This window comes from Mycobacterium talmoniae (assembly GCF_001854525.1).
Taxonomy (GTDB): Bacteria; Actinomycetota; Actinomycetes; order Mycobacteriales; family Mycobacteriaceae; genus Mycobacterium; species Mycobacterium talmoniae.
The window spans coordinates 1-12,216 of sequence record NZ_MLQM01000162.1 but is presented as its reverse complement, the minus strand read 5'-3'; the positions used below and the strand labels follow the sequence as shown (position 1 = coordinate 12,216).

The 12,216-nt window shown below is 68.5% G+C and carries 13 protein-coding genes and 1 pseudogene; 1 reads left to right on the top strand and 13 read right to left on the bottom strand.

Features of this window, described 5'->3' with window-relative positions:
- From BKN37_RS21850 to BKN37_RS21790, 13 genes and pseudogenes are all read right to left on the bottom strand, one after another.
- Positions 1-442, bottom strand: a pseudogene (locus BKN37_RS21850) (NADH-quinone oxidoreductase subunit L); the annotation flags it as partial.
- Between the two features lie 4 nt (positions 443-446).
- Positions 447-746, bottom strand: a complete 300-nt coding sequence (gene nuoK, locus BKN37_RS21845) for an NADH-quinone oxidoreductase subunit NuoK (protein WP_071029049.1) — start codon at positions 744-746, stop codon at positions 447-449.
- Positions 743-1,522 carry an NADH-quinone oxidoreductase subunit J gene (locus tag BKN37_RS21840; RefSeq protein WP_071029048.1) on the bottom strand — a complete coding sequence of 260 codons (780 nt, stop codon included), beginning with the start codon at positions 1,520-1,522 and terminating at the stop codon, positions 743-745. The genes nuoK and BKN37_RS21840 overlap by 4 nt, the downstream gene beginning before the upstream one ends.
- On the bottom strand, positions 1,519-2,043 hold the full coding sequence (gene nuoI, locus BKN37_RS21835; RefSeq protein WP_242657324.1) for an NADH-quinone oxidoreductase subunit NuoI: 525 nt from the start codon (positions 2,041-2,043) through the stop codon (positions 1,519-1,521). The genes BKN37_RS21840 and nuoI overlap by 4 nt, the downstream gene beginning before the upstream one ends.
- Positions 2,044-2,098: 55 nt before the next feature.
- The gene (gene nuoH, locus BKN37_RS21830; protein ID WP_071029047.1) at positions 2,099-3,337 is read right to left on the bottom strand and encodes an NADH-quinone oxidoreductase subunit NuoH; all 1,239 of its coding nucleotides are present in this window, start codon (positions 3,335-3,337) and stop codon (positions 2,099-2,101) included.
- Positions 3,334-5,682, bottom strand: a complete 2,349-nt coding sequence (locus tag BKN37_RS21825; protein WP_095407171.1) for an NADH-quinone oxidoreductase subunit G — start codon at positions 5,680-5,682, stop codon at positions 3,334-3,336. Before BKN37_RS21825 ends, nuoH begins: the two co-directional genes overlap by 4 nt.
- A 47-nt stretch (positions 5,683-5,729) precedes the next feature.
- Positions 5,730-7,055 carry an NADH-quinone oxidoreductase subunit NuoF gene (gene nuoF, locus BKN37_RS21820; protein ID WP_071029045.1) on the bottom strand — a complete coding sequence of 442 codons (1,326 nt, stop codon included), beginning with the start codon at positions 7,053-7,055 and terminating at the stop codon, positions 5,730-5,732.
- Between the two features lie 49 nt (positions 7,056-7,104).
- Complete coding sequence (nuoE, locus tag BKN37_RS21815) at positions 7,105-7,911, bottom strand: NADH-quinone oxidoreductase subunit NuoE (protein WP_071029044.1); 807 nt, start codon at positions 7,909-7,911, stop codon at positions 7,105-7,107.
- On the bottom strand, positions 7,908-9,203 hold the full coding sequence (gene nuoD, locus BKN37_RS21810) for an NADH dehydrogenase (quinone) subunit D (RefSeq protein WP_071029043.1): 1,296 nt from the start codon (positions 9,201-9,203) through the stop codon (positions 7,908-7,910). The genes nuoE and nuoD overlap by 4 nt, the downstream gene beginning before the upstream one ends.
- On the bottom strand, positions 9,203-9,883 hold the full coding sequence (locus tag BKN37_RS21805; RefSeq protein ID WP_071029042.1) for an NADH-quinone oxidoreductase subunit C: 681 nt from the start codon (positions 9,881-9,883) through the stop codon (positions 9,203-9,205). The genes nuoD and BKN37_RS21805 overlap by 1 nt, the downstream gene beginning before the upstream one ends.
- Positions 9,880-10,434 (bottom strand): NuoB/complex I 20 kDa subunit family protein, encoded by a 555-nt coding sequence (locus BKN37_RS21800; RefSeq protein ID WP_071029041.1) that lies wholly within the window; start codon positions 10,432-10,434, stop codon positions 9,880-9,882. Before BKN37_RS21800 ends, BKN37_RS21805 begins: the two co-directional genes overlap by 4 nt.
- Before the next feature lie 8 nt (positions 10,435-10,442).
- Positions 10,443-10,820, bottom strand: coding sequence for an NADH-quinone oxidoreductase subunit A (locus BKN37_RS21795; RefSeq protein WP_071029040.1), 378 nt, complete (start codon positions 10,818-10,820; stop codon positions 10,443-10,445).
- A gap of 193 nt (positions 10,821-11,013) precedes the next feature.
- Positions 11,014-11,415: an Rv3143 family two-component system response regulator gene (locus BKN37_RS21790; RefSeq protein ID WP_071029039.1), complete on the bottom strand. Its 402-nt coding sequence runs from the start codon at positions 11,413-11,415 to the stop codon at positions 11,014-11,016.
- A 91-nt stretch (positions 11,416-11,506) separates the two neighbouring features.
- Between BKN37_RS21790 and BKN37_RS21785 the strand changes: the two genes are divergently transcribed.
- A partial coding sequence (locus BKN37_RS21785) for a nucleotidyltransferase domain-containing protein (protein WP_242657323.1) occupies positions 11,507-12,216 on the top strand: 710 nt, incomplete at its 3' end.

Here is a 12,216-nt window from a genome sequence, read left to right as displayed (position 1 = left end):
CCCCTTCCCACCCGACGTAGAGGCCCAGGTAGTTGTCGGCGACCACCAGCAGCAGCATGGCCGCGACGAACAGGTTCAGGTAGGCGAAAAACCTTCTGCGGTCGGGATCCTCGGCCATGTAGCCGATCGAGTAGATGTGGATCAGCGACCCGACACCGGTGATCAACAGCACGAAGCAGATCGATAGCTGATCGATCTGCACCCCGAAGTCGATCTGCAGCCCGGCGACGGGCACCCAGCTGAACAGGTTCGGGTGTACGCTGCGCTGGGCCTCGGACCGGTGCAGCAGGTCGACCAGCAGCGCCATACCCGCCGCGAACGACGCCAGCACCGTGGCGCAGCCCAACAGGTGCCCCCACCGGTCGGTGCGTCGGCCCCCGACCAGCAGGATCAGCGCACCCGACGCGGGTAGCGCCACCAGCAGCCAGCTCAGATGTGTCACGCGGTTAGCCTTTGAGGAGGTTGACGTCGTCGACCGAGGCCGACCGGCGGGCACGGAAGATGGTCATGATGATGGCCAGCCCGACCACCACTTCGCAGGCCGCGACCACCATGGTGAAAAACGCCACCATCTGGCCGTCGAGATGCCCATGCATGCGGGCGAAGGTGACGAACGCCAGGTTCACCGCGTTCAGCATCAGCTCGATGCACATGAACATCACAATCGCGTTGCGCCGCAACAGCACACCGGCGGCGCCGATGGTGAACAACAGCACCGACAGATATAGGTAATTCGCGGGATTCACGGCCCCTCCTTTTTCCCGGCATCACCGTTCGCGCCGACGGTGCGATGTTGCAGCACCTGTGGCACCGACAGTTTCGAGTAGGAACCGTCGGGCAGCCGCGCGGCCACATCCACCGCGTTATGCCGGGCGTAGACGCCCGGACCGGGCAGCGGGGTGGGGTAGCGGCCGTGCTGGAAGCGCTCGATGGACAGCTGGCGCTGGGTTTTGCGTGCGGCGAACCGTTCGCGGTGCGCCAGGATCATCGCCGCGACCGCCGCGGTGATCAGCAGTGCGCTGGTCAACTCGAAGGCCCATAGGTAACGGGAGAAGATCAGCGCCGCCAAACCTTCGACGTTGCCGCCGGCGTTGGCGGCCGCCAACCCGATGAAATCCATGCTGACACCGCCGATCCCGGCGATCAGCAGGACCCCGAACCCGACGCCGGCCAGCACGGCGGCGGTGCGTTGCCCGCGCAGCGTTTCGGTCAGCGACTCCGTCGAATCCACCCCGATCAGCATCATCACGAACAGGAACAGCATCATCACCGCGCCGGTGTAGACGACGACCTGCACCACGCCGAGGAACATTGCGTCCTGGACGAAATAGAACACCGCCAGGATCAGCATGGTCATCGCCAAAAACATCGCGGAATACATGGCTTTGGCGGCCATCACCACCCCCAGTGCACCGATCACCGCCACCGCGCCCAGAATCCAGAACGTCACCGCCTCACCGGTGGAGGTGTGGGTGAGGACGTCGGTGGTCGGGTTGGCGGCCAACAGCGCGGAGGAGATCATGGGGTCTCGCCGGTGGTGGTCTGCTCCGCGAGCAGGTCGCGGATATCGGTTGTGTCGCGCAGGCCGTCGGCGGTGATATTGCCGAGGTAATAGTCGAAGTGGGTGGACCCGGGTGCCATCGGGTGCGGCGGTGCGGTCATGCCCGGTTGCAGCGGCGCCAGCAGCCGCTCCCGGTCATAGATGAGGTCGCCGCGGTTGTCATCGGCCATCTCGTAGTTGTTGGTCATGGTCAACGCACGGGTGGGGCAGGCCTCGATGCAATACCCGCAGCCGATGCAGCGCAGGTAGTTGATCTGGTAGACGCGGCCGTAACGCTCCCCTGGAGAGAACCGTTCCTCGTCGGTGTTGTCGGCGCCCTCGACGTAGATCGCGTCGGCCGGGCAGGCCCAGGCGCACAATTCGCAGCCGATGCACTTTTCCAACCCGTCCGGATAGCGGTTGAGTTGGTGACGGCCGTGCCAGCGCGCCGCCACCGGACCCGGCTTTTCCGGGTACTCCTCGGTGATCGGCCGTTTGAACATCGCGGCGAACGTGACACCGAATCCAGCGACGGCGTCGAGTGACTTGCGGATGAAATTAGCCACGGCCCTCCTCCTTGCTGACGCCGACCGGGGTGCGCCCCGGCAGCGGTGGCGTCGGGAACATCCCGGCCGATTCCGCGTCCCGCGCGGTGACCTCGGCGCGCCCGACACCCAACGCGTTGAACCGGGTCCGCAGCACCAGCAGCGCGGCCACAGTGATGACCGCACCGGTGATCGCGAGCAGCAGCTGCCAGTGCGGGTAGCCCTGGTTGCCGACGCTGTGGATCACCGCCGCGACCATCACCCACACCAGCGCCACCGGGATGAGGATCTTCCAGCCCAGCGCCATGAACTGGTCGTAGCGCAGCCGCGGCAGGGTGGCGCGCAGCCACATGTACAAGAACATGAAGCCCCACACCTTGCCGACGAACCACAGCAGCGGCCACCAGCCGTGGTTGGCCGCCTCAATCATGTTGAACGGCCAGGGCGCGTGCCAACCGCCGAGGAACAGCGTCGCGGCCAACGCCGAGACGGTGGTCATGTTGATGTACTCGGCGAGGTAAAACATCGCGAACTTCAGCGACGAATACTCGGTATGGAAGCCGGCGACCAATTCACCTTCGGCCTCGGGCAGATCGAACGGCGCCCGGTTGGTTTCACCGACCATGGACACCAGGTAGACCAGAAACGACGGCAGCAGCAAAAACACGTACCAGATGCGGTCTTGGGCGGCCACGATCCCCGACGTCGACATGGTGCCGGCGTAAAGGAACACCGACGCGAACGCCAGCCCCATCGCGATCTCGTAGGAGATCACCTGGGCGGTGGACCGGATGCCACCGAGCAGCGGATAGGTGGAGCCCGACGACCAGCCGGCCAGGATGATCCCGTACACGCCGATCGACGACATCGCCAGGATGAACAGCACGGCGATCGGCAGGTCGGTCAACTGCAGCGTGGTGCGGTGCCCGAACACGCTTACCTCGGGGCCGAACGGGATCACCGCGAACGCGGTGATCGCCGGGATCACCGAGATGATTGGTGCCATCACGTAGATCGGATGGTCGACGTCGGCGGGGGTGATGCCCTCCTTGAGGGCCAGCTTGATGCCGTCGACCAGGCTCTGCAGGTAGCCGCGGGGCCCGACTCGGTTGGGGCCGGGCCGCAGCTGCATCCGGCCCAGCACTTTGCGTTCGGCGATGATGGCCACCAGCACGGTCAGCACCAGGAACGCGAACACCGCCACCGCCTTGGCGGCCATCAGCCACCAGGTGTCGTTGCCGAAGGTAGTCATTCGCCCACCCCAATCCGCACCACCGCGCCTGCCGTCACCCCGAGCTGCCGGTGCACCGCCGAACCCGGTGAGTTCATCGGCAGCCACACCACCCGGTCCGGCAGCGCGGTGATGCGCAGCGGCAGGCTGATGGCGCCGCGCGAGGTGCTGACGGTCACCGGATCGCCGTCGGCGGCACCGATTTCGGCGGCGGTGCCCGCCGACAGCCGCGCCACCGGGGTGCGTGCGGTTCCGGCCAGGTGGGGTTCGCCGTCCTGCAGCCGGCCGGCGTCCAGCAGCATCCGCCAGCTCGCCAGCACCGCCTCACCCGCACCCGGCTGCGGGGTCGGCTCCACGTCGACGGCCGGGTCGGCGGCCCTGGACCCGTCCCAGCCGCCCAACGCGATCAGTTCGTCGCGCGCGGCCGCGGCGGTGGGCACGTTCAACGCCACCCCCATCTCGTCGGCCAGCACATCGAGCACCCGCAGGTCCGGCAGCGCGCCGGTGTCGCGCAATGCGGGGTCGAAGCCGCGGGGCCGGCCCTCCCAGTCGAGGAAGGTGCCGGCCTTCTCCGCGGCCGCCGCGACCGGCAGCACCACGTCGGCGCGTTCGGTGACCGCGCTGTGGCGCAATTCCAGGCTGACCAGGAACCCCACCGCGTCCAGGGCGGCCAGCGCGGCCTCGGGATCGGGCAGGTCGTCGGGCTCGACGCCGCCGACCAGCAGCGCGCCCAACGTGCCGTCGGTGGCGGCGGCCAGCATGGCGGCGCTGTCCCGACCGGGCTCCGACGGCAGGTCGTCGACCCCCCACAGCTCGCCGACCTGCGCGCGGGCGGCGGCGTCGGTCAGCGGCCGGCCGCCGGGCAGCAGCCCGGCCAGCGCACCGGCGTCCAACGCCCCGCGTTCCCCGGCCCGACGCGGCACCCAGGCCAGCCGGGCCCCGGTGGCGTCGGCCAGCCGGGCGGCCGCCGACAGGCCCCCGGGCACCGCCGCCAGCCGCTCCCCGGCCAGGATCACCGCGCCGGGGGAGCGCAACGCGGCACCAATATCGCTGTCGGCCAGCCCGTTGAGCACCGCCGGTTCGGCGCCGGGCACCGTCGCCAGCAGCGTGCCCCCCATCTTGGCCAGGCCGCGGTCGGCGAACGGGCCGACCGCGTAGATGTGGGTCCGGTGCTTGCGGGCCGCCTTGCGCAACCGCAGGAACACGATCGGGGACTCTTCTTCCGGCTCGAACCCGACCAGCAGCACCGCCGGTGCGGTTTCGAGGTCCGCGTAGCGCACGTCGATGCGGCCGGCGACGCGGGCAGCCAGGAACGCGGCCTCCTCCGCCGAGTGTGGGCGGGCCCGGAAGTCGATGTCGTCGGTGCCCAGCGCGATCCGGGCGAATTTGGCGTAGCCGTAGGCATCTTCGGTCGTCACCCGGCCACCGACCAGCACCCCGGTGCGGGCGCCGGACAGACCGCGGGCCGCCAGCGCCAACGCGTTGGGCCACGAGGTGGGCACCAGCGCGCCGTCGGGGTTGCGGATCAGTGGGGTGCTGATCCGGTCGTCGGCGGTGGCGTAGGTGAACGCCCACCGGCCCTTATCGCAGTTCCATTCCTCGTTGACCTGCGGGTCGTCGCCGGCCATCCGGCGCAGCACCTTGCCGCGCCGGTGGTCGGTGCGCTGCGCGCATCCCGACGCGCAGTGCTCGCACGCGCTGGGGCTGGAGACCAGGTCGAACGGTCGGGCCCGAAACCGGTAGGAGGCGCCGGTCAACGCGCCCACCGGGCAGATCTGCACGGTATTGCCGGAGAAGTAGGAGTCAAACGGCTCGTCGGTGTAGATGCCGACCTGCTGCAGCGCACCCCGTTCCAGCAACTCGATGAACGGGTCGCCGGCGATCTCCTTGGAGAACCTTGTGCAGCGGGCGCACAGGATGCAGCGGTCGCGGTCCAACAGCACCTGCGCGGAGATGTTGATCGGTTTGGGGAAGCGGCGTTTGGTGTCCTGGAAGCGGGTCTCGGGCCGCCCGTTGGTCATCGCCTGGTTCTGCAACGGACATTCGCCGCCCTTGTCGCACACCGGGCAGTCCAGCGGGTGGTTGATCAGCAGCAGCTCCATCACCCCGTGCTGGGCCTTGTCGGCGGCCTCCGAGGTGCGCTGGGTGCGCACCACCATGCCGTCGGTCGCGGCCACCGTGCACGACGCCATCGGTTTGCGCTGCCCCTCGACCTCGACCATGCATTGCCGGCACGCGCCCACCGGGTCGAGCAGCGGATGGTCGCAGAACCGGGGGATTTCCACACCGATCAGTTCGGCGGCGCGAATCACCAACGTGCCCTTGGGAACGGTGACCTCGGTGTCGTCGATGGTCAGCGTCACCATTTCCGGGCGGGCGGTGTCGCCGCCGGTGTGGCCTTCGGCCGTCTGGGTCACGCCGCACCTCCATTCGGTACGAACATGGTTGCGTTGGGGTCGAAGGGGCAGCCGCCCTGTTCGACGTGCGCGACGTACTCGTCGCGGAAATACTTGATCGACGACTGCACCGGCATCGCCGCGCCGTCGCCCAACGCGCAGAACGACTTTCCGAACAGCACGTCGGCGATGTCGAGCAGGGTGTCCAGATCCTCGGCGGTGCCGCGACCGGTTTCCAGCCGCTCGTAGATCGGGGCCAGCCAGTAGGTGCCCTCGCGACACGGGGTGCACTTGCCGCAGGATTCGTGCTTGTAGAACTGCGACCACCGCCGCGCCGCGCGCACCACACAGCTGGTGTCGTCGAAGATCTGCAGCGCCTTGGTGCCCAACATCGAGCCGGCCGAGGCCATACCCTCGTAGTCCAGCGGGATGTCGAGGTGCTCCTCGGTCAGGATCGGGGTCGACGACCCGCCCGGCGTCCAGAACTTCAGCCGGTGCCCGTTGCGCACCCCGCCGGCGTAATCGAGCAGTTCGCGCAGCGTGATGCCCAGCGGCGCCTCGTACTGGCCGGGCCGGTTCACGTGCCCGGACAGCGAGTACAGCGTGAAACCCGGTGACTTCTCGCTGCCCATCGACCGGAACCAGTCGACGCCGTACAGGATGATCGGCGGCACGCTCGCGATGGATTCGACGTTGTTGACCACGGTCGGGCAGCCGTACAGGCCGGACACCGCGGGGAACGGGGGCCGCAGCCGCGGCTGGCCGCGCCGGCCCTCCAGCGAGTCGAGCAGCGCGGTCTCTTCCCCGCAGATGTAGGCGCCCGCGCCGGCGTGCACCACCACGTCCAAATCGAAACCCGACCCGGCGATGTTGCGGCCCAAAAACCCGGCCGTGTACGCCTCGGCCACCGCGGCCTGCAGGCGACGTAACACCGGCAGGACCTCGCCGCGCAGGTAGATGAAGGCGTGCCGGGCGCGGATGGCGTAGCAGCAGATGGCGATGCCTTCGATCAGGGCATGCGGTGTCGCCAGCAGCAGCGGCATGTCCTTACACGTTCCCGGTTCGGATTCGTCGGCGTTGACGACCAGGTAGTGCGGTTTGGCCCCGGCGTCGGTGTCGTCCTGCGGGATGAACGACCATTTGGTCCCGGTCGAAAAGCCGGCACCGCCGCGCCCCCGCAGCCCGGAGTCCTTGACGGTGGCGATCACCGTGTCGGGATCCTTGTTCAGTGCCTCCTGCAGGGCCCGGTAGCCGTCGTGGCGCTGATAGGTCGCCAGCGTCCACGACTCCGGGTCGTCCCAATAGCGGCTCAGCACCGGGGTCAGCGGGGTCGCGTGAATCATCGGCGCCGCTCCTCCTCATCGCTGCGCTCTGCATCGTCGTCGGCGCGGATCACCACTGGTCGGCCCCGTCCGGCGCCGTTATGCCGTTTTGTTGGGCCACCCGCAGACCAGCCAAGGTGGGCGCCCCCGGCCCGCCCTGACCGGTGTCGGGCCGCTCGTCGGGGAACCCGGCCAGCACCCGTTCGGTGTGGCGGAAGCTGCACAGCGGCGCCCCGCGGGTGGGCGCCACGGCCTCCCCGGACCGCAGCGCGTCGACGAGGGCCCGCGCCGATTCGGGTGTCTGGCGGTCGAAGAACTCCCAGTTGACCATCACGACCGGGGCGTAGTCGCAGGCCGCGTTGCATTCGACGTGCTGCAACGTGACGCTGCCGTCGGCGGTGGTTTCATCGTTGCCGATGCCCAGATGCTCGGTGAGCGCGTCGAAGATCGCGTCGCCGCCCATCATCGCGCACAGCGTGTTGGTGCACACCCCGACCAGGTACTCGCCGGTCGGGCCGCGCCGGTACATGCTGTAAAACGACGCCACCGCAGCGACTTCGGCGCCGGTCAACCCGAGTTGCTCGGCGCAGAACGCCAATCCGGCCGGGGTCAGATAGGAATCTTCGGCCTGCACCAGGTGCAGCAGCGACAGGATCGCCGACCGGGCCGCGGGGTTGTTGCCGTCCTCGTCCGCCGGGTGGGCCGCGGTGTAGCGGTCGATGATCTGTTTGGCGTCGGCCCCCAACCGGGCCCGCACCTCCGCGGGATACGACCGGGGCGCGTCGGGGCTGCTTTCGAATTGGCCCGGTTCGTCGGGCGGCCGACCGAGTTGCAGGAAGATCCGCTCGCCGCCGGTGCCGGCGCTGGGTGCCGTCACCGGTCGACCCCACCCATGACCGGATCGATGCTGGCCACCGCGGCGATGACGTCGGCGACCAGGCCGCCTTCGCACATCGCCGCCACCGCCTGCAAATTGGTGAACGACGGGTCGCGGTAGTGCACCCGGTAGGGCCGGGTCCCGCCGTCGGACACCATATGCACCCCCAACTCGCCGCGCGGTGACTCGACCGGGACGTAGACCTGCCCCGCCGGTACCCGGATGCCCTCGGTGACCAGCTTGAAGTGGTGGATCAGCCCCTCCATGGAATGGCCCATGATCTTGGCGATGTGCTCGGGCGAGTTGCCCAGCCCGTCCGGGCCCAGCTTCAGGTCGGCGGGCCAGGCGATCTTGCGGTCGGCCACCCGCGTGGGACCGGGCGTCCCGAGCCTGTCGACGCACTGCTCGATGATCTTCAACGACTCCTTCATCTCCTTGATGCGAATCATGTAGCGGCCGTACGCGTCGCAACCGTCGTCGGTGATCACATCGAATTCGTAGTCTTCGTAGCCGCAATAGGGTTCGCTGCGGCGCACGTCGTAGGGCAACCCGGTGGCGCGCAGGATCGGGCCGGTGATCCCCAGTGCCATGCAGCCGGTCAAGTCCAGATAGCCGATGCCCCGGGTCCGGGCCTTCCAGATGTCGTTCTCGTTGAGCAGGTTGTCGATGTCGCGGAGCCGCCGCGGCATCAACTTGAGGAAGTCGCGCAGCTGGGGGAGGACGTCGTCGGGCAGATCCTGCGCCGCCCCGCCGGGGCGGATGTACTGGTGGTTCATCCGCAACCCGGTGATCGTCTCGAAGATGTTGAGCACCAGTTCGCGTTCCCGGAAACCCAGAAACATCGCGGTCATCGCGCCCAGTTCCATGCCGCCGGTCGCGATCGCGACCAGATGCGACGAGATCCGATTCAGCTCCATCAGCAGCACCCGGATCACGTTGACCCGCTCCGGGATCTCCTCGGTGATGCCGAGTAACTTCTCCACACCCAGGCAATAGGCGGTTTCGTTGAAGAACGGCGACAAGTAGTCCATCCGGGTCACGAACGTCACGCCCTGCGCCCAGGTGCGGTATTCCAGGTTCTTCTCAATACCGGTGTGCAGGAAGCCGATTCCGCATCGTGCTTCGGTGACCGTTTCGCCCTCGATCTCGAGGATCAGCCGCAGTACCCCGTGGGTGGACGGGTGCTGGGGGCCCATGTTGACCACGATGCGTTCGCTCGGGTCGGCGGTACGGGCCGCTTCGACGATCTGCTCCCAGTCCTGCCCGCCGGCCAGTATGGTGGTTTCGCTCATCAGTTGTAGGCCCTCCGCTCATCCGGCGGCGGGATCTGCGCGCCCTTGTACTGGACCGGGATCCCACCGAGCGGGTAATCCTTGCGCTGCGGGTGCCCCTGCCAGTCGTCGGGCATCTCGATGCGGGTCAACGACGGGTGGCCGTCGAAGATGATCCCGAAGAAGTCGTAGGTTTCCCGTTCGTGCCAGTCGGTGGTGGGGTAGATGGAAAACAGCGACGGGATGTGCGGATCGGCGTCCGGCGCGGCGACTTCCAGCCGGATACGGCGGTTATGGGTGATCGACTTGAGCGGGTAGACCGCATGCAGTTCGCGGCCCTGGTCCTCGGGGTAGTGCACCCCGCTGACACCCAGGCACAGTTCAAAGCGCAGCTCCGGTGCGTCACGCAGCTGTTGGGCGACCTGCGGCAGCTGGTCGCGGCGCACGTGCAGGGTCAGCTCATCGCGGAACACCACGACTTTTTCGACCGCGTCACTGAATTCGACGTCGACCCCGCTCAGGGCTTCGGCCAGCTGGTCGACCACCGCGTCGAAGTACCCGCCGTACGGGCGTGGGCTCTCGCCGGGAAGCGCGACCTCACGGACCAGCCGCCCGTAGCCGGACGTGTCACCGGTACCGGACACGCCGAACATGCCACGGCGAACCTCGATCCTCTCGTCGTGATCGCCGTGTCGGGTCACCGCAGCAGGCCCGTCATCTCGATCGTGGGCCGGGCGGCCAGGGCCGCCTCTTCGGCCGCGGCGACGGCCTGTTCCCGGTTGACCCCCAGCGGCATCTGCTGAATCTTCTCGTGCAGCTTCAGGATTGCGTAGAGCAGCATCTCCGGCCGCGGCGGGCACCCGGGCAGGTAGATGTCGACCGGGACCACGTGGTCCACACCCTGCACGATCGCGTAGTTGTTGAACATGCCGCCCGAGGACGCGCACACGCCCATGGCCAGAACCCATTTCGGCTCCGCCATCTGGTCGTAGATCTGGCGCAGCACCGGCGCCATCTTCTGCGACACCCGACCGGCGACGATCATCAGATCGGCCTGCCGCGGTGTCGCCGAGAACCGCTCCATGCCGAACCGGGCGATGTCAAACCGTGGGGCGGCCGTCGACATCATCTCGATCGCGCAGCACGCCAACCCGAACGTCGCCGGCCACAACGAGCCCTTGCGGACGTAGCCGGCGACCTTCTCCAGGGTGGACAGCAGGATTCCGCCGGGCAGTTGTTCTTCCAGGCCCACGGCTTACCTCAATCCCAGCTCAGGCCGCCGCGCCGCCACACGTAGGCGTAGGCGACGAAGACGGTCAGGACGAACAAGCCCATCTCGACCAGCGCAAACAACCCCAGCGCGTCGTAGCTGACCGCCCACGGATACAAGAACACGATCTCGATGTCGAAGACGATGAACAGCATCGCGGTCAGGTAGTACTTGACCGGGAATCGCTGCCCGGGGGTGGCGTGCGGACCGCTGACCGGCTGATCGATGGGTTCGATCCCGCATTCGTAGGCCTCCAGCTTGGCCCGGTTGTACCGGGACGGGCCGACGACTGCGGCGACCGCCACCGAGAACACCGCAAACGCGGCCGCGATCCCGCCGAGGACCAGGATGGGCAGGTAGAGATTCATCTCGTGCGTCGCTCTCTCGTGGGCTATCGATGTGAGCTCCCCCACAGCCTAGCGATCATTCGGCGGGCTATGCCACGTTTTCGTTAGGATCGTGGCGACGATTAACGGCGACCGGGTCTGCCGCGAAGAACCCACGGCGACACGGCAATTCGCGCTTTCGCGCGGGTTTGGCGAGCCGGTTGGGGGAGCGCGGTCAGCGCGCCGGGGTGCGCAGCAACCCGAGCACCGCCTGGCCCAGCCGGATCGGGTCCACCGGGTGCGGCACCGCGGCATCCGCGCGCGACCAGCTGGCCAGCCAGGCGTCGTCCGCGCGGCCGGTCAGCACCAGGATCGGCGGGCAGGCCGCGACCTCGTCTTTGAGCTGCTTGGCGATGCCCAGCCCGCCGGTCGGGGTCGCCTCACCGTCCAGAATGGCCAGGTCGACGCCGCCGGCGTCCAGCTGCCGGATCACCATCGGTGCGGTGGCGACTTCGGCGTAGCTCAACGCCGGCAGATCCGGGTGCAACTGGTCGCCGAGCGCCGCGATCACCTGGCGGCGGGTGATGGCGTTGTCGCTGTAGACAAGAATTCGCAGCGAATCGGCGGCGTCGGGCATGCTGCCGATGCTAACGCGCCCGTTGTGGCCGCGAGGGGGAAGCGGGCGCGACATCCCGCGAAAAATCTCGCCGCCGATGCACACTCGACGGGTGGAGGCTGACGCGGACTTCCTGGATGCGGTCGCCGACCGGCTGGCGGCCCTGCCCGCCGTGCACGCCGTCACCCTGGGCGGGTCACGCGCCGAGGGCACCGCCGCCGAGGACAGCGACTGGGACCTGGCCGTGTACTACCGGGGCGGTTTCGACCCGGCCGGGCTGCGCGCGCTGGGCTGGCCGGGTGAGGTGTCCGACCTGGGGGCCTGGGGTGGCGGGGTGTTCAACGGCGGCGCGTGGCTGGTGATCGACGGCCGACCCGTCGACGTGCACTACCGCGACCTGGATGTGGTGGAACACGAACTGGCCGAAGCGCAGCAGGGCCGGTTTCACTGGGAGCCGCTGATGTTCCACCTGGCCGGCATCCCCAGCTACCTGGTGGTCGCCGAACTCGCCGTCAACCGGGTATTGCGGGGCCGGCTGCCGCGCCCGGACTACCCCGAGGCGCTGCGCCGCAGCGCGCCGCCGGTGTGGCGGAACCGGGCGGCGCTGACCCTGCGCTACGCCAAGGACAACTACGCCAGGCGCGGACAGGTCACCGAAGTCGCCGGCTTGCTGGCGACCGCCGCGATGGAGACCGCGCACGCGGTGCTGGCGGCGCGCGGCGAGGGGATCACCAACGAGAAGCGGGTGTTGCGGCGGGGCGGGGCGCGCGGGGGCTGCCCCCCCCCCGCCGGGGGTGGTGGTGGCCCGGATGACCGGCATGC

Excerpts from the sequence above, each read along its gene's own strand:
- nuoH (WP_071029047.1), bottom strand. The coding sequence starts at position 3,337 with ATGACTACCTTCGGCAACGACACCTGGTGGCTGATGGCCGCCAAGGCG.
- nuoI (WP_242657324.1), bottom strand. The coding sequence starts at position 2,043 with ATGTTCAAACGGCCGATCACCGAGGAGTACCCGGAAAAGCCGGGTCCG.
- nuoF (WP_071029045.1), bottom strand. The coding sequence starts at position 7,055 with ATGATTCACGCGACCCCGCTGACCCCGGTGCTGAGCCGCTATTGGGAC.
- nuoD (WP_071029043.1), bottom strand. The coding sequence starts at position 9,203 with ATGAGCGAAACCACCATACTGGCCGGCGGGCAGGACTGGGAGCAGATC.
- BKN37_RS21790 (WP_071029039.1), bottom strand. The coding sequence starts at position 11,415 with ATGCCCGACGCCGCCGATTCGCTGCGAATTCTTGTCTACAGCGACAAC.
- BKN37_RS21825 (WP_095407171.1), bottom strand. The coding sequence starts at position 5,682 with ATGGTGACGCTGACCATCGACGACACCGAGGTCACCGTTCCCAAGGGC.
- BKN37_RS21795 (WP_071029040.1), bottom strand. The coding sequence starts at position 10,820 with ATGAATCTCTACCTGCCCATCCTGGTCCTCGGCGGGATCGCGGCCGCG.
- BKN37_RS21840 (WP_071029048.1), bottom strand. The coding sequence starts at position 1,522 with ATGATCTCCTCCGCGCTGTTGGCCGCCAACCCGACCACCGACGTCCTC.